This window comes from uncultured Veillonella sp. (genome assembly GCF_938010505.1).
GTDB lineage: Bacteria > Bacillota > Negativicutes > Veillonellales > Veillonellaceae > Veillonella.
Window position 1 is genome coordinate 1 of the sequence record NZ_CALLVP010000079.1, and the last position, 26,133, is coordinate 26,133.

The window sequence follows — 26,133 nt, forward strand, 5'->3', positions numbered from 1 at the left end:
ATCCAAAGACATTGAGCTTGTTTTCCTCTACAGAGGGGATTGGTTTAACACCTGAACAATTGCAAGGTGACCAGGTAGCCAGCTTGGCCGTACCAGAATGTGGTACGAAGTTTGTACGGGGCATGTTGGAAGACTCTCGTCCGCAAACCTTCTCTGACTTAGTACGTATCTCTGGTTTCTCTCATGGTACGAATGTATGGCTCGATAATGCGCAAGACCTTATTAAAAATGGAACTTGTAAGTTGAACGAAGCTATTTCTACCCGTGACGACGTAATGAATTTCTTAATCCATCGTGGTATGGATAGAAAGCACAGCTTCTTCGTTATGGAAAACGTACGTAAAGGGAAGGGGATTGAAAAACGAAATAAACAAGGTCAAGCTACAACGGAATTTGAAGCAGAAATGCGCGAAAATAATATTCCTGAATGGTTTATTGAGTCTTGTAAAAAGATTTCCTATTTATTCCCAAGAGCCCATGCGGTAGCCTATGTAATGATGGCCTTTCGTATTGCATGGTTCAAGGTATACCATCCATTGGCATTCTATGCAGCATATTTCTCCATTCGCGCAAAGGCTTTCGACTTACGAATTATGACAGGAGACCTTAAAACACAATTGACCGAGTTTAACCGTATCAAGGCTCTTGATCGTGCTGCCAGCCCTAAAGACAAGGATCTTATGAGTGCCTTGGAAGTATCTATGGAAATGTATCAACGGGGCTATCGTTTTATTAATGTAGATATTCAACATTCTGAAGCTAGACGCTTTAGCATTAAGGATGGAGCTTTATTGCCACCATTCTTAGCTATTGATTCACTTGGTGAAACAGTGGCTGATGCTATCGTCGAGGAAAGAGTTGAACGTCCATTTACATCTCTAAAAGACTTACAACGCCGTTGTAAAGTATCAAATACCATCATTGATCTTATGAAAGACCTCAAATGCTGTGGTGAACTACCTGAAGATGAACAAATGTCACTCTTTGGGGCATAATTTAATACAAAAAATTACTACATACAAAGTAAGCACTATACACCTAAAGAGGAATATAGTGCTTATTTTTATATATTTTGCTACAATTAAATTAATAATAAATTATGTTGTATTGTTTTGTATTTAATAGGCCTTTTTAACTAACTTAGGTTATTAGTAAATTTGACATATATAGTCGTATAATGTTGGTGATATTTGCTATTATTCAAATCGAGTTTTGTAGTTAAGGGAGTGTTGGGAGATGCTAAGTAGTCTATTAAGGTTGTTAGGTATAAAAGCATCAGATACTAACAGTACGAATGCTATTAAATCAAATATAAATGTAGAAGAAAATAATAAAATTTCTAAATTAGAACCTACTTTGCATAACGAACTTGATTATGTAGAATATGTTCACTTTGATGAGGAAGCTATTCTATATTTGGAAGAATCAGATGTTCCAGGCGTATACTTTAATGAATTCCGAGAATATGTTGATGAAGAGGGGAATGTATTATCTCCGTCAGAGGTCGATCGATTACGATATAAAGACGATTACGAGGACGATTATTATAGATAGAAATAATTAAAATGTCATATTTATATTATTTTTTATATTACAGCGAGTTGGTTAATTATGAGAGTTCCTATATATGAAGCTTTAGCACACTATAAAAGAAATGAAATGTTACCTTATACAGAGTATTTTGGTTTGGGATTTTTTACGGATATTTCATTGGCTGAATCGACATTAGCTGAGTCTAAAAAATTAATTGGATTTTCTGATTTAAATGATAATTCTTTTTCTATAACAACTCACTATTTAAATGATTGTGCTCATATAGGTAATGAAGTTAGTTATGAAATAATAAACAATAAAGTTTATGGTGTTTGGTATGATTATGATATAGATGATTATTATACATGTTCAGGATACATAGGTTTATTTAGTACTTTAAAATATGCAGAGAAAGCAATAGAATGGTATAAAACCTGGGATCTATTTAAAGTATATGGTATAGAGTCTTTAGGAATAGACACTATCACTCTTAATTTAAGGGAATGGACTGAAGGTTTTATAACAGCATATGATTAAAATTAATCAAAAAAAGAGGTGTCATCATTTGATGACACCCTTTTTTGAAAGTTTTGCAGTTTATTTAGTTTGACAGATTTTAGTACAGAGATTTATATTTCATCCAGTTTGTTTTGGCCATTTCTTTAAGTTCTGTACCGCGGCCATCAAGGATTGCATTGATCAAATATTTGCTAAACCCTTTCGCTTGTTGGTAAGCGATTTTAGGTGGCATAGCAAGTTCTTGTTTGTCCACGCGAACGTTGACGATTACTGGGCCATTATGGTTAAGGGCTTCCATAATTTTTTCATCCACTTCGCTAGAGTTTTGAATGCTAACCCCTTTAATACCAGCAGCTTCTGCTAGTTTTCCAAAGTCTGGATTTACAAAATCTGTAGCATAGTCTAAGTAGCCAGAAGCTTTCATTTCCATAGCAATGAAACTAAGTTCTTCGTTATTAAATACGAAGATTTTAATTGGTAGATTTAATTGTTTTAATGTTAGCATTTCGCCCATCATCATAGTGAAGCCACCATCACCGGATAGAGAGATAACTTGACGATTTGGACAAGCATTTTGAGCACCGATGGCATGCATCATAGCATTAGCCATGGAGCCATGGTTAAAGGAGCCTAAAATACGACGTTTACCATTGGTTTTTAGATGACGAGCCGTCCAAATTACAGGAGTACCTACATCAAAGGTAAAGATAGCATCTTCACTTGCTAACTTATTCAAACGATTAACAAAGTATTGAGGGTGAATTGCTACACCATCTGGCTCGGCAACGGCATAACTATCTAAATCACCTCTAAATTTAGTATATGCTTTACGTACTGTGTCGATAAATTCAGTATCATCACGTTGACCAACAAGGGGTAATAATTCTTTTAATGTATCTTTCACAGTACCAATGATACCTTGAGTAAGGGGAACACGCCGTCCTAATGCGCTTGGATCTCTATCTACTTGGATAACTTTTGCATTTTCAGGGTAGAACGGACGATATGGGAAGTCTGTACCAAGCATTACCAGTGTATCGCATTGTTCAATAGCACGGTAGCCTGATGTATATCCTAATAAACCTGTCATTCCTACGTCATATGGATTATCCCATTCAACCCATTCTTTACCTCTGAAAGCATGAACGACAGGTGCTTGTAAGCGTTTTGCTAATTCTACGACTTCATCGTGAGCACCTTCACAACCTGCACCACAGAATAGGGTAATACGTTTACCTGTTTCTAAATGAGCTGCTATTTCTTCAATATCATCGCGTTGTGGCACAATATGAGGTAAGCGAGGGTGATGCCATACTGGCAATTCTTCAATTTCCATTTCCATAACTGCTACATCTCCAGGAAGGACGATAACAGCGACGTCTTGATTACCCACGGCAGCGTTCATAGCACGGAAAAGAATTTCAGGCATTTGTTTTGGGTGTGATACGAGTTCACAGAAGCAAGAACATTCTTTAAATAAATTTTCCGGATGTGTTTCTTGGAAATAACTCAAGCCAACTTCGGATTGTGGAATATGAGAAGCAATAGCCAATACTGGAACACGATTGCGATGACAATCAAAAAGACCGTTAATTAAATGTAGGTTGCCTGGTCCAGAGCTACCAGCACAAACTGTTAGTTTACCGGTTATCGAGGCTTCTGCACCGGCAGCAAAAGCTGCTGTTTCTTCGTGTCGTACATGTTCGAAGGAAATTTTACCATTGCGGCGTAAACTATCATTTACAGAATTTAAACTATCGCCAGTGATACCGTAAATGCGTTCGATGCCCGCATTGGCTAAGACTTCTATAAGTACATCAGAAATTCGTTTTTTTGCCATATTATCACCTATATTTAATAAAAATATTAATTGAGTATAGTTATCAAAACCATATATATTATATTAGACCTATTTTCAGTGTAATTATGTGATAAAAGTTACTAATTGATGTATACATAGTTTATATATGTTTATAATGCTATGATTGATTAATATTTATTTATTAAAATCAAGACCTATAATTATAAAAATTTTCTTTTATATCAACTACTTAATATTCTTTCTCAATACAAAACTCTTATTCTTGCATAACATTAATAAAAGTGTTACTATTAATTCATAAACAAAATAGATAAGTCTTTGGGGATAGGTGAAATTCCTTACCGGCGGTAAAGTCCGCGAACCTTTTAGGTATGAATCGGTGCAATTCCGATACCGACAGTAGAGTCTGGATGAGAAAAGACGAGGCACATTTGTTGTGCGTATTTATGATTACCCAAGGACTATATATAGTCCTTTTTTTATTGAGGTGATATGGTGGATCACGTAGCATATATGAAACGCGCCATTGAACTGGCAAAATTAGCCACAGGTCACACTTCACCAAATCCTTTGGTTGGTGCTGTAGTGGTAAAAGACAATATAATAATTGGTGAAGGTTATCATCATAAAGCGGGTACAGCTCATGCTGAGGTGCATGCCTTAAATCAAGCTGGTAATAATGCTAAAGGTGCTACTTTATATGTAACATTAGAGCCATGCTCCCATTATGGTAAAACCCCACCTTGTGTACTGCGTATTATCGAGGCTGGCATAGCTAAAGTCGTAGTAGGTAGTACAGATCCTAATCCACTAGTATCTGGAAAGGGCATGGATTTACTCCGTGAAGCTGGTATAGAGGTTATTTGCCCCGTATGTAGTGAGGAATGTGCTGAACTAAATGAGCATTTCTTTACGTATATTCAAACGGGTAAGCCTTTTGTAACTATTAAGAGTGCCATGTCTTTAGATGGAAAAATTGCTACATTTACTGGACAATCTCAATGGATTACAAATGAGTCCTCTCGTCGCGATGGACATGTGTTGCGTGCCACTCATGATGCCATGCTCGTTGGGATTGGTACAATTTTAGCAGATAATCCACAGTTAAATTGTCGTCTCAATGATACCGAACTATGTGAGGCTGTATTGGATACAGCTGTCCTAAAGGCACCTATTCCAGTTCATCAGCCAGATGTAATCATATTGGATAGTCTAGGTAGAACGCCAACTAACAGTCAGGTTTTTGACGTAGAAAATCGTAAGGTGCATATCTTTGTATCTAAAGGTTGTCCAAAAGAGCGAATTCAGGCTTTAGAAAACGTAGGTGCCATTGTTACCGTAGTAGAATCTATTTCTACTCGTAAAAGTAAGAGTACTGACATTGTGATTGATATTAAGAAATTATCTATCGATGATATTCTTACGAAACTAGGTGAACTAGGTTACACATCTATTCTTGTTGAAGGTGGATCCGCAATTATCAGTTCTTTTGTGGAAACGATGAACTTTGATAAGGTCGTAACATATATTGGAAATACTATTATTGGTGGTAACGATGCTACACCAGCTGTAGGTGGCCGAGGTTTTGAAAGTTTAGAGGCTTCGCCGCAATTAACTTTTACCAAGACTAAAGTATTAGATAATAACATTCGTATTGAAGCGTATCGTCAAGGGAGGAGAGGCACTTATGTTCACGGGAATCGTTGAAGAAATCGGCCGTGTAGAGAGCATTAAAAAGGGCCCTAAATCCTTAGCCATAACAATTCGGGGAAATAAAATATTTAGTGATTTAAAAATAGGTGACTCCGTAGCTGTTAATGGTGTATGTTTGACGGCTACAACGATTGGTAATGGCGTATTTACAGCTGATGTTATGCCTGAGTCAATCAAGATGACTACTTTTACAAATTTGAAAGTTCATCAACCTGTCAACTTAGAGCGTGCTATGCTCGCCAACGGTAGATTTGGTGGTCACATTGTGGCAGGTCACGTAGATGGGACGGGCCGCATCATTAATCGCGAACAAACGGATAATGCCATTATCTTTACTGTAGAGGCCCCGAAATCGGTAATGGATTACGTTATTTATAAGGGTTCCATTACAATCGATGGTATTAGCCTCACAATTATGCGACGAACGGACAGCAGTTTTTCCGTATCTATCATTCCTCATACGCTGAGCGAAACAATTTTAGGCTCTGCCCATATTGGTACGGAAGTTAATTTAGAAACGGATATAGCTGGTCGATACATTCGTCATTTTATGAATCTCGGTAGTGAACCTACCGAAGATAAACCTAAGAAATCTATGCAATCCCTCTTAGTAGAGAACGGATTTATATAAAGAGTAAGGAGCGTTCCTATGAGCGAACAATTACATTCTATTAAAGAGGTCTTAGAAGACCTTAAAGCTGGTAAACCTGTTATTATTGTTGATGATGAAAGCCGTGAAAACGAAGGCGATCTTATTATTGCAGCTGAGTTTGTTACACAAGAAAATATTAATTTTATGGTTAAATACGCGCGCGGTATCGTATGTACCCCAATGCGTCGTGAAGCTTTAGAAAAGCTTGGCATTCCTGCCATGGTTGCCAAAAATACAGATAACCATGAAACTGCTTTCACAGTTACTGTTGACCATGTAGATACTACAACAGGCGTTTCTCCAGCAGAGCGTGCCTATACAATTCAAAAATTGTTAGATCCAACTGCAAAACCTCAAGATTTCCGCCGTCCAGGTCATGTGTTCCCACTTGTCTATAAAGAGGGAGGCGTATTGGTACGACAAGGTCATACGGAGGCATCTATCGATCTTTGCCGCTTGGCAGGTCTACAAGAGGCAGCTGTTATTTGTGAGATTACAAAAGATGATGGTGATATGGCACGTCTACCAGATCTCATGGAGTTTGCAAAAGAGCATGATTTGAAAATTACTTCCGTAGCAGAGCTTATTGAATACCGTAAACAGCATGAAGACATGGTTGATCTTGGTGCTTGTTCTAAATTACCTACTAAATTTGGTGATTTCAATATTTTTGTATTCAAAAATGAATTAGATAAAAAAGAGCATTTAGCTATCGTCAAAGGTGATGTGCAAAACTGTAGTGATGTACTTGTACGTATTCACTCTGAATGTTTAACTGGCGATGTGTTCGGCTCTAAACGTTGTGACTGCGGCGAACAATTAGATAATGCTTTACGTGCTATCGAAAAAGAAGGCAAAGGCGTTGTAGTATACATGCGTCAAGAGGGCCGAGGTATTGGGCTGACTAATAAAATTAAAGCCTATGCATTACAAGAACAAGGCCTTGATACGGTAGAAGCAAATGAACAATTAGGGTTCCCGGCAGATATGCGTGAATATTCTTTGGCGGCACAAATTATACGCTTTTTAGGTATTAATAGTATTCGTTTATTAACTAACAATCCAGAAAAACGTCATGGCTTAGAACATTGGGGAATTAATGTGACTAGTCGTGTACCACTTATTATTGCAGCAAATAAATTTAATGCAGGCTATTTGAAAACAAAAGAAGAAAAAATGGGTCATATGTTAGAAGACTAATAATGGTCCATCTTAAATTTAGAATGTTTTTATCACACATAGAAAATTCTATGTACGGAATATAGGAGGTCATCATAATGGTAGTTCAAGAAGGTAATTTGTTAGGTTCTGGTAAGAAATTTGCTATTATTGGTTCTCGTTTTAATGAATTCATCACGTCGAAATTAATTGATGGAGCAGAAGACTGCTTATTGCGTCATGACGTTAAACAAGAGGACATTACAGTAATTTGGGTTCCCGGTGCTTATGAAATTCCATTGATTGCTAAAAAAGCTGCCTTATCTGGTCGTTATGATGCTGTCATTTGTGTAGGTGCCGTTATCCGTGGTTCTACTACTCATTATGATTATGTATGTAATGAAGTAGCAAAAGGTATTGCCCACGTTTCATTAGAAACTGGTATTCCAGTTATGTTTGGTGTGGTTACTACAGAAAATATTGAACAAGCAATTGAACGTGCTGGTACAAAAGCAGGTAATAAAGGTTATGATTGTGCTATGGGCGCTATCGAAATGGTTAACCTTATCGATCAAATCTAAAAATTGTATGTATAACACTCAGTATCTCATGGTACTGGGTGTTTTTATATCATCGAAAATATGTTCTTTTAAATTTAAATCAGATTAGACGAACATATATTCTTAATTATTGAAAGTTAAATATTTGACATGATATACTATATAAGCAATATAAAAGTAATATCGAAAATAAGTAGAAATAAGGAATGATAGAATGGATTATATAAAACGTTTTACAACCCGAGAAGGGGTTCGTATGTCTTTAGCTGTAACAACCGATACAGTTGAAACTGCTCGAGTGCGTCACGATTTATGGCCTGTAGCAACAGCTGCTTTAGGTCGTGCTATGACGGGGGCTATCTTATTAGCTGGTGATTTCAAAAACCATGAAAACGTAAGTTTACGCATTAAGGGTGATGGTCCACTAGGTGTGGTGCACGTAGATGCATTTTCAGATAATACGGTTCGTGGGTATGTAGATGAACCTCATGTAGATGTACCATTAAAACATGCTGGTAAACTCGACGTTGGTGCCGCAGTAGGTCATAATGGGGGAGTACAAGTTACGCGATTTACACAATTGGCGCAAGACTATACTTCTACAAGCCCGATTCAAAGCGGTGAAGTAGCAGAGGATTTGGCTTACTATTTGTATGCTTCTGAGCAAGTACCTTCTACAATCAGCCTTGGCGTATTGGTAGATCCTGATTACCATACAGTTGTAGCTGGAGGTTTTATCGTACAAGCCTTGCCAGGTGCGACAGATGCTGCATTAGCACAAGTAGAGAAAAACATTAATGAACTAGGTCCTGTAACAGAATATTTGAAAGCTCATCCAGATGGTAAAGGCCTTATGGAACGCGTATTAGACGGCTTAACTGTTAATGAGGTATATAATGAGCCTGTTAATTTCCAATGTCGTTGCGGTCGCGATCGTTTTGCTAGTGTTCTTATGACATTACGTGAAAATGATAAAAAAGCAATCCTTGAAGACGAGACGACAGAACTAGTATGTCATTACTGTAATGAAAAATATCATTTCAGTCGTGAAGAGCTACAAGATATGTTTGAGCCAAAAGGTCCAGTTCAATAATTATTATTAAAAATAAAATAACCCTTATAAAAATTACAGGCTATATGGTTTTTCCTATAGCCTGTTTTTGTATTCTATGAGAAAATAAAAGATAAGAGTTATTAATAATAGGAGGTCACAATGAGTGCAATCGGTGTAATTGGTGGTACTGGCGTTTATGATCCGACCATCTTTGAAAATATTCATGAAGAATCCTTAATGACACCATATGGTGAAATAGATTATGTACAAGGTACATACCACGGAAAAACAGTAATCTTTGTTGCTCGTCACGGCAAAGATCACACAATTCCTCCACATAAAATTAATTATCGTGCAAATATTTGGGGGCTAAAAAAATTAGGCGTTACATTTATTATCTCTACAACTGCGGTAGGTTCCTTGAATGAAAACTTCAAACCTGGTCATTTTGTTTTGACTGATCAATTCTTAGATTTTACTAAGAACCGCATCACTACATTCTATGAAGGTGGTGACCGTCCAGTAGCACATCTTGACGTAACAAATCCTTACTGCTCTGAATTACGTGATATTCTTCAAAAGGTTGGCACAGAACAAGGTCTTACCATCCACAATGGTGGTACCTACGTATGTACTGAAGGTCCTCGTTTTGAAACTCCTGCGGAAATTAAAATGTTCCACATGCTTGGTGGTGATACAGTAGGCATGACGAATGTACCAGAAGTAAATCTTGCTAATGAAGCTGAAATGGCTTATTCTACGATTTCTATGATTACAAACTATGCGGCAGGCATTTCCGAAGCTGCTTTGACTCATGGTGAAGTAGTAGAAATGATGGCTGACATGGCGGCTCAACTTAAATCTCTTATCTTAGGTGCTATTGATGCAATCGATGTAGATGATCGATATGACGCTCACAATCGCATGCATGAATATGGTGGTTTTAAATTATAATCTATTCATCATAGAAAACAATAGTTCATCGAAGGAGACGCTATGATTAATATTGAATGGCGTAAAGATACGCTAGTACTATTAGATCAAACTAAATTACCAACAGAGATTTCCTATGTGCACTGTACTGATTGGCGTCAAGTGGCCGAGGCTATTAAGATGCTTCGCGTCCGTGGGGCTCCAGCTATTGGTGTAGCAGCTAGCTATGGTTTGATCTTAGCTGCTGTGGAAGCAGGTCGCCAAGAGGATCCATTTAGTGTGCAATTAACGAGTCTATATGACTTTAGTGAGACATTAAAGGAAACGCGTCCGACAGCAATCAATTTGGCATGGGCTGTGGATCGTGTCATTTCTCTTGTGAAAGCTAATGTTAAAAGTATGTCCTCAATGAATGAAGTAGTAGACCTCATTACTAAAGAGGCTATTATCATTCACGAAGAAGACGTATCTTTAAACCGTCGAATGGCCGAAGCAGGGGCCAAATTATTTGAGGGCAAAAAGAATATTTGCATCTTAACTCATTGTAATGCTGGTGCACTAGCTACAGGTGGTTTAGGTACAGCTCTTGGTGTTGTCCGTAAGCTACATGAAAATGGTCAATTGGAACGGGTATATGCGGATGAAACACGTCCATTATTACAAGGTGCTCGTCTTACTACATTTGAACTTTATGAGGATGGTATTCCTGTAACATTAGCAACAGATAATATGGCTGCTTATGCTATGCAACAAGGTCTCATAGATGCTGTTATTGTTGGTGCAGACCGCATCACTACTAAGGGTGATGTAGCGAACAAAATCGGTACCTATGGTGTAGCTGTGCTCGCTAAATTCCATAATATTCCATTCTATGTAGCTGCACCCTATAGCACATTTGATTTTACCTTAGAAAATGGTACTGATATTCCTATAGAGATGCGCGATGATTATGAAGTAACATCTTTACATAGTGTTCAAACAGCCCCTAATGGTATTGGTGTACTAAATCCTGCATTTGATGTAACACCTCATGAGCTAGTGACTGCAATCATTACTGAAGAAGGTGTTTTAAAGCCAAATTACGAAGAGTCTATAGGTAAGCTACGCCAGATTGTAGAATCTAAATAATTTATTATCTGAAAGGTGTAGAATCAATACATCCAAGTGGATTAACTATTAAAGGTTTATTTTTTTATATCTACTCATATTAGTAAAAGGAGTTATTATGCAATCCTTAATTCGAGATATTAACTTAGCAGCAGAAGGCCGTAAAAAAATTGATTGGGTTTCTAATTTTATGCCTACCTTAAATACATTAGGGGATCGTTTTGAAGCTGAACAAACTTTCAAAGGTCAAACTATTGTTGTCAGTGTTCACTTAGAAGCAAAAACAGCATATCTTGCAACGGTTTTAAAACGCGGTGGTGCTGATGTTATCGTAACTGGCTCTAATCCATTGTCTACACAAGACGATGTTGCCGCCGGCCTTGTAGATATGGGTATTACTGTATATGCTTGGTATGATTGTACAGATGAAGAATATTTTGATTTCCTCCATAAAGCACTTGATCACAAACCGCATATCATCATCGATGATGGTGGTGACCTAGTAAACTTGTTACATACTACACGCCAAGACGCTAAAGAACGCCTTATCGGTGGTAGCGAAGAAACTACGACAGGCGTACATCGTTTATACGCATTAGAGAATGCTAAACAATTAACGTTCCCTATGATTGCTGTAAATGACTCTTACTGTAAATATCTTTTCGATAACCGTTATGGTACTGGTCAATCCGTTTGGGATGGCATCATGCGTACTACTAACTTAACTGTAACAGGTAAAAATGTTGTCGTTGCTGGTTATGGCTGGTGCGGTAAAGGCGTCGCTATGCGTGCAAAAGGCCTTGGTGCCCATGTGTATGTAACGGAAGTAGATCCAATTAAAGCCGTTGAGGCTGTATTTGATGGCTTTAAAGTATTGCCTATGATTGAAGCTGCTAAAGTGGGCGATATCTTCTGTACTGTAACAGGTTGTAAAGATGTTATCGTAAAAGAACATTACGAAGTAATGAAAGATAAAGCAATCATGTGTAATGCAGGTCACTTCGATTGCGAAGTAAACGTAGCTGAATTAGCTGACCTTGCCGTAAGTCATGAGCGCGTTCGTCAAAATATCGAAGGCTATACAATGGCTGACGGCCGTAAACTATATGTATTAGCTGAAGGTCGCTTAGTTAACCTTGCAGCTGGTGATGGTCACCCTGCAGAAATCATGGACTTGTCCTTTGCTATGCAAGCCCTTGCTGCAGAGCATATCTTGAAAAATGGCAAAGAAATGGAGCCAAAAGTTTATGTATTGCCTCATGAATTAGATGTGGAAATCGCAAAACTTAAATTGAACTCCATGGGTTATGATTTAGACTCTTTAACACAAGAGCAAATCGACTACCTTACAAAAGTAAACTAATACGTATTGAAATTTAATGGTTTTTGGAAAAGATTTTGTATCTAAACTATTACTAGCTTTCAAATTAAACTAATATAACCGAGCTATTATGGCTCGGTTATACCTATGAGGGAAGACTATGTCTGATTTATTGATTACTCATGTAGACGTCCTCACTGATGAGGGTGTTCTAAAAAATCATGCCATTGAAATCAAAAATGGTTATATTACAGCTATTTTAAACGATAGTGAAGCTACAAAAGTAAAAGATTCTGCTAAAGAAGTGTTAGAAGGTAAAGGCCAATTGGCTGCGCCAGGTCTTATAAATACACATACCCATATTGCGATGGGCCTCTTTAGAAACTATGCAGATGATCTTGAGCTTATGGAATGGCTTGAAACAGCTATTTGGCCCACAGAAGCAAAGTTAAACGACGATTATGTACGTCATGGAACACAACTTGGCATTGCTGAAATGTTACGTACTGGTACCACAACTTTTAGCGATATGTATTTCTTTATGAATACTACAGCTGAGGTGGTAAAAGAAACGGGCATTCGCGCTGTATTATCACGTGGCTTAGCCGGTGTAGCTCCAACAGCAGATCAAGCATTAGTTGAAAATGCTGATTTATTCCGCACTTGGAATGGCTTTGATAATGACCGCATCAAAGTGTTGCTTGGACCACATGCTCCATATACTTGTCCCGATGCTTACATGGAAAAGGTTATCGCCTTATCTCATGAGTTAAACTGTGGTATTCACATGCATTTGTCCGAAACTAAAGGGGAAGTGGAGAATGTTATAAAAGCTACAGGTAAAACTCCTATCGCTCATATGCATAAATTAGGTCTATTCTGGAATACTACATTGGCCGCACACTGTGTTCATGTTACAGACGAAGATATGGCTATTATGGCAGAAAATAATGTATCAGTAGCACATAATCCACAATCTAACCTTAAATTAGCCAGTGGTATTGCGCCAGTGCCTGAAATGATTGCCAAAGGTATCACTGTTGGTCTTGGCACAGATGGTTCCGCTTCTAATAATAATGCTGATATGCTTGAAGAAGTACGCCTTGCAGCTACATTGCATAAAGCACGTCTTTATGATCCAAAGGCTATTCCCGCTCAAGTAGCATGGAACATGGGGACAGTAGAAGGTGCGAAAGCATTGGGCTATACAGACCTTGGAGTACTAGCTAAAGGCTATCGTGCAGACATTGTGTTATATGACGTTTCTGGGATGCACTGGATGCCTCGTTATAATGATTTAGCTGCTCTTGTATACTCTGCTAATAGTGCTGACGTAAATACTACAATAGTTGGCGGAAAAGTTCTTATGAAAGATAAAGAATTGCTTACTATTGATGAAGAAAAACTACGGGCAGAGATTAATAAGGCTCAAGCATATTTTAGTAATTAATATTTAAATCTAAATTTATTTGTTCTATGCTTTATTAGAGTAATATTGGCAGTTAATTACATAACATATTTATATTTCTGAGGTTAAACTATGGTAAAAAGAATATTACAATATTTTTCTTTCTGTATTGCTTTGGTTGGCTTATTGACCATGGCAGGTTGTGGTAGTAGTAGCAATGCATCTTCTCATCTTAAAGGACCTGAAGGGGAATGGATTGCCTATTCTGGGTACACAGTGCAAAATGTAGTTAGTACTATTGATACACCAATCTTTACGATGAATTTAACATCTAAAAATGATGCTAAAACGATTTATACTGCAGATATTACGGCATATAACTATCAATATACAATGCCTGATAAGAGACCTGCCATTGAATCGATTCAAATGGTAGGTGATAAAAAAGAAGCTCGTATGAAGTATATGACAGCACTCACAAAGGTAATGAGTGTTAAGCAAGTATCTGGTACAGCAGATGGTTCTAATGTAAATAAAATTCATATGGACATAACTGGTACTCCAAATACAGAACTTATCTATGATTCTAAAACGGATACCATTAAATTTATGGATCAAACATTTAAACGTGTAAGTAGTACTAATAACTTACAAAAACTAGCAGATGCTTACAAAAAAGATCTCCAAACAGCTTCTAATAAATATTTAGAAGACTTAGGAAATTCATCAAATCCTAAAACAAAATTTATAGTAACCTATAGCTTTGATGACTCTATTTTAAAGTAGTCTAAAAAAGTAAACACAAAACCCACTCATGATAATCATAGAGTGGGTTTTGTGTTATATACTATGTAGATTTATTTAATTGCTTTCACCAAGAACATTGGTACAGGAATATAAAATTCGTCTTCTTCATTGTAAATACGAGAACCTACAGTTAGATCAATGGTAATAGAGCTAGCACCCAGTTTAGTAAGTAATTCTTTATCCCATTCTGGTCGTGTATAAGAAGAAATCTCAAGCATATGATAAATGGTATGACATCGTTCTTTTAATTCCTTACTAACATGTTCGTGAGCATGATGAACGGATTGTGGTAAATCATGGTGATTACGAGCATATTCCGCATCATAATTAAGAATTAAACCACCAGGACGAATGACACGTAACCATTCAGCATAGGCTTTATCTGGATGAGGTAAGTTCCACGTCACATTACGAGCTACAACGATATCAAAGGTATGAGTATCAAAGCCTAAATTTTCTGCATCCATTACGGAGAAGGTTACATCACAATCTAAGGACTCTGCTAGTTGATTTGCTTCATCTATCATATTGGGCGTAATATCAATGCCATGTACTGTATGACCTAGTTGGGATAGGATGATACTGAAAAAACCGGCTCCACATCCGATATCCAATATACGTAAAGATCTTTCAGAATCAAATATATGACTTGTTAATTCGTCTATCCATAATTTTAGCTTTGTGCTTTCCAATTCTTTAGCGCGTAAAGCACCAAAATCTTTAGCCCGATCTATCCAATAGGATGTAATAAATTCTTTATCATCCTTCATAGGGTGATTACGTTCAAAAATATCGTTCATATTTTACTTCTCCTCATATTCTATAGTATGTATAGTACCATAAAATAATAATGAACTATACAGCAAAAATCACATTAACTCCATAAATACTAACTATGAGGTATGATATAATACTTCTATGTTTTTGTTTTAATGAAAGGGCAGGGCTATGATATTACAGACTGGACAACGTACAGATATTCCTGCTTTTTATGGACAATGGCTAATCAATCGTGTTTGTGAAGGGTTTGTGGATGTTCGTAATCCATATAATCCGCTACAGGTGACTCGGTATCCTATTAATCACGAGGTAGTAGATGGTATTGCATTTTGTACTAAGAATCCTTTACCATTTATTCCACTACTAAATGAAATTGTTGACTACAGACAATACTGGCATATGACAATAACGCCTTATGGAACTGATATTGAGCCCTATGTACCACCTTATCCTTCTGTTATAGAGGGATTTAAACACATATCCAAACTGCTTACTCCACAATCTATGGTATGGCGCTATGATCCTATCATTTTAACCAATGAGTATACAGTAGATTTTCATTTTGAAAGCTTTTATATAATGGCCAAGTCCCTTAAAGATTATACAGATACAGTTGTTGTTAGCTTTTTAGATATATTTGATAAGGTGGCTCAAAATTTCCCAGAAGGGTACAGACCGAGTTTAGATGTTCAAAATAAGATCATTAAAGAATTTCTATCCATAGCTCGTTCTCATCATATGACTCTCAAAACCTGTGGAGAAGGGCATATCTGTAAAGAAATTGGTGCTGATACAGAGGGGTGCCTTACTTTAGATTGTTATGAAAGGGCCTGGAATATAAAATTAAAAGCACCAAAACGTACGCCAGCACGACCAGAATGTAATTGTTATTTACATGGTGATATTGGGGCTTATGATAGCTGTAGTCATTTTTGTCGATATTGTTATGCCAATACTAATCAAGCGGCAGTTCGATATAATCGGTTACATCATGATCCAAATTCTAGCTTACTTATTGGAAAACTTTCAAAAAGAGAAATTATCAAAGAAAGTACGGAGAAGAGCTGGATTGTAGAGGAAACTATAACACAAGATAGCTTGTTTTAAGCAGAATTACAAGGAATTACTAAATTAAATGAATTGACTTATCGTGTAAAATAGATACCAAAGGGGTTGTCAAGAAGGAATCTCAGGAATATAAGAGAGTGTAAATGTGTTTTTTGTTTAATTAAAAAGGAGGTGCATTATATGATAAAGTATAAGAGTGATAGTAAAGAAAGTTTACAATCATCTGAATCATCTATGCCCGTGTTAGCAATGTGTTACGACTTTGATAAAACCTTAACCCCTGACGATATGCAGGCACAAGGATTTATTCAATCGGTAGGTTATAACGAGGAGCAAATCAAACAATTTTGGCATGAATCAAATCAGTTGGCTAAAAAACATGATATGGATAATAATTTAGCCTATATGTATAAAATGATTCAAGAAGCAGTAGGCCATTTCTATGTAACAAAAGATAAGCTCATGGAATACGGCAATCAAGTAGAATTATACGAAGGGGTACGGACTTGGTTTGAACGTATTCGCGAATATGGCTTAGAACAAGGCGTTAAGATTGAACATTACATTATTTCATCTGGCTTAAAAGAGATGATCGAAGGCACTGAAATGGCAAAAGAAGGGGCTTTCACCAAAATTTATGCCAGTGCATTTATGTTTGATGATAAAGGTGTAGCTGTTTGGCCTGCACAAGCCATTAACTATACTAATAAGACACAGTTTTTATTCCGTATTCAAAAAGGGATACTCGATATTAACGATACCGGTGTTAATGATTACATCAAGCCTGAAAATCAACGAGTGCCGTTCCGTAACATGATTTATATTGGGGATAGTGATACAGATATTCCTTGTATGAGTCTTGTAAATGCTAATGGTGGTCATTCTATAGGTGTGTACGATCCTTTTAAAAAGGATAAAGAAAAAGTATATAAAATGATGCGACATCACCGTATACGTTATTATGCATCTGCAGACTATTCGAATGGTTCAAAACTAGATACATTAGTAAAGCAAATTATACGTAAAACCGCAGCCTTTGAAGTATTAGGAGGCGAATATATTCATTGTAAATACGAAGCTGAGGAGTAACATGGATAAATCTAAATTAACTAGTGAATGGATTCAAACTTTTAATCGTTTGGGGGCTGAAGGTAAATTAAAACCTACTGTACCATATCATGATTTATTCAACCGTAAAGAGTTAAAAGGTTTTCCGCTACATACATTACAAATGTGGACGGTAAACTTTCCAACAGGACATATTACATGCTGTGATCCTTTAGTTTCATTGCCGAGTAAGCCTGATACGTATCTTAGAACTGTAGAGCCAGGTACGTATCTATTAGAGACTAAGATTATCGAAATGGAACCAAATGAATATCGTTATGTAGCTAGTCGAGTTGTTTTTAGCGGTAATGAGCCTGTATACTACGAATTAGCATTAAAAGGGACTGAAGACTTAACTGATTTAGATGATGGGGATACCTATATTGGATTTCCAGTCGATTCAGGTTTAGCTACAATAGTAGATGCACAAACTATTGAGACATATAACAAGTTTTATGAACAATGGCATACTAACTACCCTGAAAAAAATATCTATGATGATTACTATAGTGATTTATTCCAATTGAATGCGATGGCATATCCTCAGTATCAACGATCTAAAGGTGATTGGATTAGTTTTACAATTCCTGAAACAGAATTAACCGTACCAATGATTCAATCTGGCTTTGGTGATGGTTTATATCCAGTATACTGGGCATTTGATAAAGATGGACAGATCTGCCAAATTATTATGGAATACATTGATTGTAGCGAAGCATATGAATAATGTATTTAATATAGTTAAGGAAATAATTATATATAACTTAATATATATAAATAAGGCGCTTAGATAACTAAGCGCCTTTTAATATGATCGTATTATATTTTGAGATTTAAATACCAAAAATCCAGTTTACTAATACACGAATGATACTTAAACCAAGAATAATTTCAGCAAGAAATCTTAAAGAACTCTCCATGCCATTACCTAAATGTTTTAAACCACCAATTTTGGCTTTACTTACAATATCACACCAGCACATATAATTCCTCCATAAGAGTATGAGTAAATTAGATAATTTATATTACTATTTTACAATCTAATTCTAAAAAATTCAATATAAAATTACTAATGCATACAATAGTTTAAATAAAAAAGCTTTAATGTATAAGATTTTTAAATTTTGAAATGGTTTTATTAATTATGATTTTAAAATATGATACTATAAGATTAATTATTATTGTGTTGTGTAATGAAAAGATATATGAAAAAGTTTGTATTAGGCTTAGCCATAGCATTGGCTCTTTGTAGTCTTTGATAAATAATGAGTGCATATCTGGTTATTTTTAGAAGTAACTTACATAAACTAGCTTATAGAAATATAGGCTAGTTTTTCTTTTAATATAAATTACTTCCGATAACGATATATTATCGGAAGTAATTTAATGTCAAAAATTGGGCCTAAATGGCCCAATCCCTTGTGTTATATAGTTTTTTGCTTATTTACGTTTAAATGTGTATGGTTCGTATTCTACATCATTATGGCGGTTAATCCACCAGTTCCAGCCGATTCTTGCTAACTTCCAAGCAATGAATCCTACGATGATTCCTAATACTAAACCTGTTAATACATCTGTTGGATAATGTGCAAATAAGTAAACTCTAGAGAATGCTACTACTATTGAACCTAACAATGCTAAAATCCCTAAATAACGCTTCTGAGGCGCTATTTGGGTTAAGCCTAGGTAAATCGTCATAGATGATGCGAATGAACCAAAACTGTGGCCTGATGGGAATGAATAGCTTGTAGCTTTTGGTAGTGCAGATTCCAACGGTACCGTTACATTTGGAAAATCTACAAATGGTCTTAATCTAGCTACATTTGGTTTTAAACCTTGGTCGCCAATTATAAATACAAATCCTAAAGCAATAATAATTGCCACGCCTAAAACGCGGTATTTTTTTTGTAGCATTAATAATAATGCTATAATAATCCATAATGCGCCATTGCTTGTAATTTTTGAGATAAATGCCATAATTGGTGTTAAAAAACTATATACAAAATGTTCATGTACATAGAAGATTAAAGAGTGATCAAATTGTAAAATTGTGTCCATAAATTCCTTTTCTATTCTACTTTTACCTAAATGATAATTGTTGAGAATGTCTTATTATGCTTTTTATTTTAATAATTAATCTATACTAATTTATTTACGTATATAATGATTTCTCATTTACAGCCCAAATAATAGCCTAAACTATTTATATACAATGGTCAATAGTTTAGGCTATATTTCATAAAAGCTATAGTTATGATTTCTTTTTATCTGTTTTCTTAGGTGGCGCTTCAGGTGTTGCAGGCATTGTAATAATCGTATCTACAGGGTCATATACAGACTCAAAGAAATCAGTTTGAGTAACCCAGTTACCATATGTAATGGTTCTATACGTATTCATTTTTAAGCCTACATGGCCCTCTTGTATTTCTTTTTCTTTTAAAGATGGATCTACCTTAGTTATTGTTTTATTTGGAATCTCACCATAATCGCCTACAGAGATAGATACATTTTTTGGTTTATCTTCAGCTGTACCTATAATGTAAATAGTTAACGTACCATTATTCATAACACTTAAGATATAAATAGAATGTTGGTACGGATTTCTAAACTTAAAGTCTAAATAGCCCCAAGCTACCGTAGCATCTCTACCAGCTTGAATATATCCAACTGGTTCAAAATGAGGTGTACGTTCAACAATATTCATTCCAGATAATAAAGCTGTATTAAAAATAGTAGAACTTACTTGACAAATACCGCCACCAATGCCTGAAACTAATTTGCCATCAATCATAACAGGGGCATCATCATAGCCAGCTTCTGCAGTACGTTCGCCTACAACATCGTTAAAAGAGAATTGTGCACCGGGCTTAATGAGTGTTCCATTTATCTTATCAGAAGCTAATTGAATATTATGTGTTCTGCTTTCATTACTTGGATCATATTCTGTTGTGAAGGATGCCAATACTGTATTTAATGGTTTTAAATCAGTATCAGTAACTTTTACCGTATTCTGCGTAGTAAATACCATGGAAAGAGAATTTATACTATCGCCAGTCTGTAAATCATCTTTTAGCTTTTTGAGGGTGGCATCAATATCAATACGCTTACCTTCTTTCGCCGGATGTATTACTACTTGTCCATTTTCAACAGTAAGATATGCATCATGACTAGGTGTCTCTATTGTTTTGGCTAACTCAGTAAGATATGTTTTACCCTTTACTTCGTCTAACTTATATTGTGGTTTAAAATGATGACCATAAAATAAACCATTAAATCTATGTGACAATACTGTCCACATATCATCCTCATAGCCATATGTGGAAATAGCTTTTACCATAGCCTCTGTATCGAATTGAATACCTAAATCATGATATGTGGCTTGTTGTTTTTTATTATTTCCCATATCGATAGATATAGTCTGAGGTATCTTATCATTCACCTCTTGTAAACGTGCTTGTAATTCGTTCTTTGGTGTATTTGATAGATCTGTATCATTATAATATACACCATAAGAAATATTTTCTGTTGGAATGTATGAGCAACCACTTGTACCCAAAAGAACAAGTACTGTTCCTACTAATATGTATTTCTTCGTCATGTATTCGTAAACTCTCCCGAATAAGTTATTATATTCTCTAATTATAGCATATAAACACATAATCTATGGTACAATTATATTGATATTTTATGGGTAAGGATGAATTATGTCAAAGTCTAAGAAACAACAAAAACATTTCTATTTGCGCAATAACGATGCGCTTATGAATAGTAAAAAGTTGTCTATGAAAGCAAAACAAAGCATATTGTTATCTAAGGCTGAAAACACTGTTGATGCTTACGAATCGGATTGGGACGATTTCGTAGATTGGTGTACTTATCAAAAGGTATCTTATTTTCCAGCTACACCAGAAACAATAGTAAATTATATTAACGATCTAGCAGATTATGCAAAGGCAAATACAATTTCACGTCGTATTAGTGCTATATCTGAAAATTTTAATGCTTCTGGCCAAAGAGATAATCCATGTATGGCTCCTATTGTAAAACAGGCCTTACGTGGTATTAGACGATTAAAAGGAACATTCCAACAAGGGAAAACACCAGTTTTGTTAGAAGATATTGAAGATATTATAGAGTGTATGTCTAAGATAGATATGCCGGAACTACAATTATTGCGTGATAAAGCTATTCTTTTGATTGGGTTTATGGGTGCCTTCCGGCGCAGTGAAATTGCAGCTATTACGGTAGAAAATCTTCAATTTTCACCACAAGGCGTTGAAATATTTGTAGTATCCTCTAAGGCTGACCAAGAAGGTCAAGGTGCAGTGGTAGCGATTCCTCATTTATCTGGCTCTCCTCTAGATGCAGTACGAGCCTTACAACAATGGTTACATGCTTCTGGGATTACTGAAGGACCTGTATTTAGAGGTTTTACAAAAAATATGTCTTTAAGAAAGACAGCTATATCTGATAAGATGATTGCAGAAATAGTTAAAAAATATATTTCTCTCATTGGTCTTGATCCTGCCATGTATGGTGCCCATAGTTTACGTCATGGCTTTGCAACGACTGCAGCCGCTTATGGTGTTGAGGAGCGTAATATCATGCGTCAAACCCGCCATCATAGTGTTAATATGGTTCGTCGTTACATTAATGAGGCAAACAAATTTGTAGATAATCCTATTTCAACGATCTTTAAAAAACGATTTAGATAACAAAAGGCAGCTATCTCTATTAGAGTAGCTGCCTTTTTGCGTGGGATTAACCCATATATATTTAGTTTTGAGCCACATAGTCCAAAGCTCTAACTGGACTATCAGATTTCTTTGCTGGTACTTTCAAAACTGTACCAGGTACAAGAGCACCAGAATCGCTAATATTGTTAAGCTCCTTCATGGTATATACCATTTCACGAACATCCATATCTTTATGAGCTGTACGTGCTGCAATGTCCCACATTGTATCGCCTACTTGAACCTTTACTTCACGTACATTATGTGTATTTACCTCTATTGTAGGATTTGACATATTATAACCAAATAATACTGTTAAGCACATTCCTACCATCATCAATATATTTTTCATCTCATACCTCACATTTACATCGAACATAATATCTGGGAACATTTGTTTGTTTACATGCTTATAATAGCACACGAACGAATGTTCGGTCAAGTGTTTTAGAACAAATGTTTGCAAAAACTTTTAAAATTGCCTATAATAGGTATATAAGTTAAGTAAATATCTTATATTTTTATTATATAGTACATTATGTGGTATTTTTTACGTATATAGATTGACATTATTTTGGCATTAGATTGACTTTGGAGGTTTATCGTGAGACGCCCTGCTACAGATATTAATACAAAACAGCGCCGTATATTAGACTTTATAAAAGATTCATTACATAATGAATATCGTTGTCCTACAGTTCGTGAAATCTGTACACATGTAGGGCTAAGCTCCACTTCTACTGTTCAATCTCATTTGAATGCGCTAGAAAAATTTGGCTATATTAAACGTGATCCAAATAAAAATCGTGCTATTACCGTTTTAGAAGATATTAAACCTTCTATCTCAGTAGCTGGTAATGAAACGTCTAGCTCTGATAACTTTGAGTTTTTAGGTGCAGGTCTTAAACAAGTACCTCTTATCGGTACTGTACAAGCAGGTATGCCTATTACTGCGGTGGAAAACTTAGAGTCCACGCTTACATTGCCAGTTCAATTGACTGGTGATTCCGATTGTTTCTTACTTCGTGTTCAAGGCGAATCTATGATGAATATCGGTATGTATGAAGGTGATATGCTTATCGTACGCCATCAAAATACAGCTAATAATGGCGACGTAGTTGTAGCACGTATCGATGATGAAGCTACAGTAAAACGTTTTTACAAAGAAAATGGTCACATTCGTTTGCAGCCTGAAAATGATGATTTTGATCCAATTATTGTAGATGATTGTCATATTGAGGGCCTCGTAATCGGTCTTGTACGAGATAGAATATAAACAAAAGAACGGCAACATATTGTTGCCGTTTTTTTGTTACATGTATAAAGTTTATTTTTAATGTAAACTATTTTCTCTCCGTAGAGTAGCAAAAATAGCACCTGATATATTATGCCATACACTAAAAATCGCCCCTACTAACGTTGCTAATGGATTTAATGCAAAATTTGTTGCTGCCAATGTTACGGCTAAACCACTATTCTGCATTCCTACCTCTATTGCTAGCGCTGTAGTTTTATCATATCTTAATTTAAGCAGTGCTCCTACACCTAAGCCTAGTAGTAGACCTAGTATATTATGTATACCAACAACAATAAGTGTTTCAAGTCCAGAAATCAATAGTTTATCCTTGTTGATAGCAATAATGGCTGCTATTAATAGTATAATAGCTATCATTGAGAAGATAGGACTAATACTAGTTAAAGTATTAATATGTGATTTACATACATATTGGATTACAGCACCCAATAAGATTGGCACAACAATAACTTTTACCATAGTAATCATCATAGGTAGTACTTGAACATCTACCCATGCGCCACCGATATATAGGATTAATAATGGTGTAACTATGGGAGCTATTAATGTTGAAGTAATTGTCATTCCTACAGATAAAGGGACATCACCATTGGCAATATAGGTTATAACATTACTGGCTGTTCCACCAGGACAACAACCTACTAATATAACACCAATAACAATATCCGGTGATAAGGTAAATATATGGCAAATTCCCCAAGCTAATAGAGGCATTATTGTATATTGTGCAAGTACACCAATACAAATATCTTTTGGATGCCTAAGGATACTACATAAGCTTTCAAACTTAATAGTAAGCCCCATGCCAAACATGGCTATACCAAGTAAAAATGGTGTATAAGCGATTGCCCAAGTAAAGTATTCTGGTACTATATAGGCAATAGATGAAAATCCTAGGATTATAAAAATCAAGTATTTGGAAAGAACGTTGTTGAGTGTAAGTAAATGATTCATAACTTCTTTCCTTATTTTGGATCGTATGAGAAGTTATCGATAAGTCGTGTAGAACCAATATATATAGCCATAGCCACTAATACTGGGGCAGTAACCTCTTGTACAGGTTGCATAGTCTTAGCATCAACAACTGAAATATAATCTATTTTAGCAAGTGGTTCGGTTTGTATTGTTTCTGTCATAGTATCAATGATACATTTAGCAGGACACCCATATTGTATAGTTTGTTTTCCCAATTGAATAGCTTTATACAATATGGTAGCGGCTTTCCGTTCTTCACAAGATAAATATGTATTACGAGAAGATTTTGCTAAACCATCTTCTTCACGAACAATGGGAACGCCAATAATATTAACAGGAAAATTTAAATCAAAGACCATTTTACGTATAATGGCTAGTTGCTGTGCATCTTTTTCACCAAAATACGAATTTGTTGGTTGAATAATATTAAAGAATTTTGCTACCACAGTGCAAACGCCTTTAAAGTGAATTGGTCTGCGAATACCACACAATGTATCAGATAAATCCGTAATATTTACAAATGCTTTTTTATCTTGGTACATTTCCTCCGGATTTGGAGTAAAAATAAGATCGACACCATGTGATTCACATAACTTTTTATCGCTATTAATATCACGAGGATAAGTACTTAAGTCTTCATTTTCTCCAAATTGAATAGGATTTACAAATATAGAGACAATGACCTTATCGTTATATTTTCTAGCTTGATCTATTAATGCAGCATGTCCTTCATGTAAGAATCCCATAGTTGGTACAAAACCAATTGAGTAACCTTCTTTTCTCCAGCTATTTACTGTATTCCGTACATTTTCGATAGTTGTTATAACATCCATTATATTCCTCCGTTATATTGTAAATACGAAGATAGTCCTATACAGTCTACTGTAATTCGATCAATGACAATTATTTTTGATCAACTAATAAACCATGTTTCTCATAGTTTTTTATATGACTTATCTTGTTATTGTTATCTACAAATACAACGAGAGGATTATGGCTCTCAACTTCTCGTTCATCAAGCTGTGCATAACACATGATAATTATCTTATCATGTACTTGTACATGTCGTGCGGCAGCACCATTTAAGCATATAACACCACTACCTGCTTCTCCGGCTATAGTATATGTACTAAAACGCGCTCCATTATTAATGTTTACAATTTGAACTTGTTCATATTCTCGTATTCCAGATGCATTCAATAAATCTGTATCAATTGTAATGCTCCCTACATAATCAAGTTCTGCTTGTGTCACAGTAGCTCTGTGAATTTTACCTTTTAACATTGTTAGTATCATGCTAAACTCCTTGTGTTTTAAATGTACCCGCCATTTTGGTCGGTTCGAACTTTCACAATTTGTCTGTTTATCATGAATTAACAGTAGACTAGAGTATAGTTAAAAATACTATCTCCAGAGAAATTATACCACAATTATAAATTTTTACACTAAAATACAATTAATATAATACAAATAATGTCACTATAATCAAAAATAACAGTAAGATTGTAGTATAAAATCATAACCACCCGTAAAACGGGTGGTTTGCTCTGACCCTATAAGGGTCTTTC

The 26,133-nt window shown here is 35.7% G+C and carries 26 protein-coding genes, 1 pseudogene and 1 riboswitch; of the genes and pseudogenes, 18 read left to right on the forward strand and 9 right to left on the reverse strand.

Annotated elements, in window-relative coordinates:
• From Q0507_RS04385 to Q0507_RS04395, 3 genes and pseudogenes are all read left to right on the forward strand, one after another.
• Nucleotides 1-995 (forward strand): annotated as a pseudogene (locus Q0507_RS04385) (PolC-type DNA polymerase III); the annotation flags it as partial.
• A 241-nt stretch (nucleotides 996-1,236) separates the two neighbouring features.
• Nucleotides 1,237-1,554 (forward strand): hypothetical protein, encoded by a 318-nt coding sequence (locus Q0507_RS04390; RefSeq protein WP_298712977.1) that lies wholly within the window; start codon nucleotides 1,237-1,239, stop codon nucleotides 1,552-1,554.
• A 57-nt stretch (nucleotides 1,555-1,611) separates the two neighbouring features.
• Nucleotides 1,612-2,070 carry a hypothetical protein gene (locus Q0507_RS04395; protein ID WP_298712980.1) on the forward strand — a complete coding sequence of 153 codons (459 nt, stop codon included), beginning with the start codon at nucleotides 1,612-1,614 and terminating at the stop codon, nucleotides 2,068-2,070.
• Nucleotides 2,071-2,149: 79 nt separating this feature from the next.
• Here the strand turns inward: Q0507_RS04395 and poxB are convergent, their stop codons facing one another.
• Nucleotides 2,150-3,892: a ubiquinone-dependent pyruvate dehydrogenase gene (gene poxB / locus Q0507_RS04400; protein ID WP_298712983.1), complete on the reverse strand. Its 1,743-nt coding sequence runs from the start codon at nucleotides 3,890-3,892 to the stop codon at nucleotides 2,150-2,152.
• A gap of 292 nt (nucleotides 3,893-4,184) precedes the next feature.
• A riboswitch (FMN riboswitch) is annotated at nucleotides 4,185-4,300 on the forward strand.
• A gap of 66 nt (nucleotides 4,301-4,366) precedes the next feature.
• Here poxB and ribD point away from each other — a divergent pair.
• The 10 genes from ribD (at nucleotide 4,367) to Q0507_RS04450 (ending at nucleotide 14,566) form a co-directional block, all read left to right on the forward strand.
• On the forward strand, nucleotides 4,367-5,581 hold the full coding sequence (gene ribD / locus Q0507_RS04405) for a bifunctional diaminohydroxyphosphoribosylaminopyrimidine deaminase/5-amino-6-(5-phosphoribosylamino)uracil reductase RibD (protein ID WP_298712985.1): 1,215 nt from the start codon (nucleotides 4,367-4,369) through the stop codon (nucleotides 5,579-5,581).
• Nucleotides 5,562-6,218, forward strand: a complete 657-nt coding sequence (locus Q0507_RS04410; RefSeq protein ID WP_298712988.1) for a riboflavin synthase — start codon at nucleotides 5,562-5,564, stop codon at nucleotides 6,216-6,218. Before ribD ends, Q0507_RS04410 begins: the two co-directional genes overlap by 20 nt.
• An 18-nt stretch (nucleotides 6,219-6,236) precedes the next feature.
• Nucleotides 6,237-7,439 (forward strand): bifunctional 3,4-dihydroxy-2-butanone-4-phosphate synthase/GTP cyclohydrolase II, encoded by a 1,203-nt coding sequence (locus tag Q0507_RS04415; protein WP_298712991.1) that lies wholly within the window; start codon nucleotides 6,237-6,239, stop codon nucleotides 7,437-7,439.
• 77 nt (nucleotides 7,440-7,516) lie between these two features.
• The gene (gene ribE, locus Q0507_RS04420) at nucleotides 7,517-7,978 is read left to right on the forward strand and encodes a 6,7-dimethyl-8-ribityllumazine synthase (RefSeq protein WP_298712993.1); all 462 of its coding nucleotides are present in this window, start codon (nucleotides 7,517-7,519) and stop codon (nucleotides 7,976-7,978) included.
• A gap of 193 nt (nucleotides 7,979-8,171) precedes the next feature.
• Nucleotides 8,172-9,050 carry an Hsp33 family molecular chaperone HslO gene (hslO, locus tag Q0507_RS04425; RefSeq protein ID WP_298712996.1) on the forward strand — a complete coding sequence of 293 codons (879 nt, stop codon included), beginning with the start codon at nucleotides 8,172-8,174 and terminating at the stop codon, nucleotides 9,048-9,050.
• A gap of 120 nt (nucleotides 9,051-9,170) precedes the next feature.
• Nucleotides 9,171-9,965 (forward strand): S-methyl-5'-thioadenosine phosphorylase, encoded by a 795-nt coding sequence (gene mtnP / locus Q0507_RS04430; protein ID WP_298712999.1) that lies wholly within the window; start codon nucleotides 9,171-9,173, stop codon nucleotides 9,963-9,965.
• 42 nt (nucleotides 9,966-10,007) lie between these two features.
• Complete coding sequence (gene mtnA, locus Q0507_RS04435; RefSeq protein WP_298713002.1) at nucleotides 10,008-11,072, forward strand: S-methyl-5-thioribose-1-phosphate isomerase; 1,065 nt, start codon at nucleotides 10,008-10,010, stop codon at nucleotides 11,070-11,072.
• 97 nt (nucleotides 11,073-11,169) lie between these two features.
• The gene (locus tag Q0507_RS04440) at nucleotides 11,170-12,414 is read left to right on the forward strand and encodes an adenosylhomocysteinase (protein ID WP_060924575.1); all 1,245 of its coding nucleotides are present in this window, start codon (nucleotides 11,170-11,172) and stop codon (nucleotides 12,412-12,414) included.
• A gap of 118 nt (nucleotides 12,415-12,532) precedes the next feature.
• On the forward strand, nucleotides 12,533-13,822 hold the full coding sequence (locus Q0507_RS04445; RefSeq protein ID WP_298713009.1) for an amidohydrolase: 1,290 nt from the start codon (nucleotides 12,533-12,535) through the stop codon (nucleotides 13,820-13,822).
• Nucleotides 13,823-13,912: 90 nt separating this feature from the next.
• Nucleotides 13,913-14,566 (forward strand): hypothetical protein, encoded by a 654-nt coding sequence (locus Q0507_RS04450; protein WP_298713012.1) that lies wholly within the window; start codon nucleotides 13,913-13,915, stop codon nucleotides 14,564-14,566.
• A 71-nt stretch (nucleotides 14,567-14,637) separates the two neighbouring features.
• Here the strand turns inward: Q0507_RS04450 and Q0507_RS04455 are convergent, their stop codons facing one another.
• Entirely contained in the window at nucleotides 14,638-15,387 is a 750-nt protein-coding gene (locus Q0507_RS04455; RefSeq protein WP_298713016.1) for a class I SAM-dependent methyltransferase, read from the reverse strand.
• Nucleotides 15,388-15,535: 148 nt separating this feature from the next.
• On the opposite strand from Q0507_RS04455, the gene Q0507_RS04460 reads away from it, so the two are divergent.
• From Q0507_RS04460 to Q0507_RS04470, 3 genes are all read left to right on the forward strand, one after another.
• Nucleotides 15,536-16,474 carry a DUF1848 domain-containing protein gene (locus Q0507_RS04460; protein ID WP_298713018.1) on the forward strand — a complete coding sequence of 313 codons (939 nt, stop codon included), beginning with the start codon at nucleotides 15,536-15,538 and terminating at the stop codon, nucleotides 16,472-16,474.
• A 141-nt stretch (nucleotides 16,475-16,615) separates the two neighbouring features.
• Entirely contained in the window at nucleotides 16,616-17,524 is a 909-nt protein-coding gene (locus Q0507_RS04465; RefSeq protein ID WP_298713020.1) for an HAD family hydrolase, read from the forward strand.
• 1 nt (nucleotide 17,525) lies between these two features.
• A complete protein-coding gene (locus tag Q0507_RS04470; protein ID WP_298713022.1) occupies nucleotides 17,526-18,269 on the forward strand; it encodes a DUF4241 domain-containing protein in 744 nt (247 codons plus the stop codon).
• 106 nt (nucleotides 18,270-18,375) lie between these two features.
• Here Q0507_RS04470 and Q0507_RS04475 read toward each other — a convergent pair whose 3' ends face one another.
• The 3 genes from Q0507_RS04475 to Q0507_RS04485 all read right to left on the reverse strand — a co-directional run bounded on the left by Q0507_RS04475 (nucleotide 18,376) and on the right by Q0507_RS04485 (nucleotide 21,140).
• Nucleotides 18,376-18,525 carry a hypothetical protein gene (locus Q0507_RS04475; RefSeq protein WP_298713024.1) on the reverse strand — a complete coding sequence of 50 codons (150 nt, stop codon included), beginning with the start codon at nucleotides 18,523-18,525 and terminating at the stop codon, nucleotides 18,376-18,378.
• 457 nt (nucleotides 18,526-18,982) lie between these two features.
• On the reverse strand, nucleotides 18,983-19,600 hold the full coding sequence (locus Q0507_RS04480; protein ID WP_298713026.1) for a phosphatase PAP2 family protein: 618 nt from the start codon (nucleotides 19,598-19,600) through the stop codon (nucleotides 18,983-18,985).
• A gap of 193 nt (nucleotides 19,601-19,793) precedes the next feature.
• Nucleotides 19,794-21,140: a VanW family protein gene (locus Q0507_RS04485; protein WP_298713028.1), complete on the reverse strand. Its 1,347-nt coding sequence runs from the start codon at nucleotides 21,138-21,140 to the stop codon at nucleotides 19,794-19,796.
• A 106-nt stretch (nucleotides 21,141-21,246) separates the two neighbouring features.
• On the opposite strand from Q0507_RS04485, the gene Q0507_RS04490 reads away from it, so the two are divergent.
• Nucleotides 21,247-22,257, forward strand: coding sequence for a site-specific integrase (locus tag Q0507_RS04490; RefSeq protein WP_298713029.1), 1,011 nt, complete (start codon nucleotides 21,247-21,249; stop codon nucleotides 22,255-22,257).
• Between the two features lie 61 nt (nucleotides 22,258-22,318).
• Here the strand turns inward: Q0507_RS04490 and Q0507_RS04495 are convergent, their stop codons facing one another.
• A complete protein-coding gene (locus Q0507_RS04495; protein WP_298713031.1) occupies nucleotides 22,319-22,627 on the reverse strand; it encodes a LysM domain-containing protein in 309 nt (102 codons plus the stop codon).
• 252 nt (nucleotides 22,628-22,879) lie between these two features.
• Between Q0507_RS04495 and lexA the strand changes: the two genes are divergently transcribed.
• Nucleotides 22,880-23,551: a transcriptional repressor LexA gene (lexA, locus tag Q0507_RS04500; protein WP_298713033.1), complete on the forward strand. Its 672-nt coding sequence runs from the start codon at nucleotides 22,880-22,882 to the stop codon at nucleotides 23,549-23,551.
• A 57-nt stretch (nucleotides 23,552-23,608) separates the two neighbouring features.
• Here lexA and Q0507_RS04505 read toward each other — a convergent pair whose 3' ends face one another.
• From Q0507_RS04505 to panD, 3 genes are all read right to left on the reverse strand, one after another.
• Complete coding sequence (locus Q0507_RS04505; protein WP_298713035.1) at nucleotides 23,609-24,544, reverse strand: bile acid:sodium symporter family protein; 936 nt, start codon at nucleotides 24,542-24,544, stop codon at nucleotides 23,609-23,611.
• 11 nt (nucleotides 24,545-24,555) lie between these two features.
• Nucleotides 24,556-25,398 (reverse strand): pantoate--beta-alanine ligase, encoded by an 843-nt coding sequence (gene panC / locus Q0507_RS04510; protein WP_298713037.1) that lies wholly within the window; start codon nucleotides 25,396-25,398, stop codon nucleotides 24,556-24,558.
• Between the two features lie 70 nt (nucleotides 25,399-25,468).
• Nucleotides 25,469-25,861, reverse strand: a complete 393-nt coding sequence (gene panD / locus Q0507_RS04515) for an aspartate 1-decarboxylase (RefSeq protein WP_298713038.1) — start codon at nucleotides 25,859-25,861, stop codon at nucleotides 25,469-25,471.
• Nucleotides 25,862-26,133: the final 272 nt, after the last annotated feature.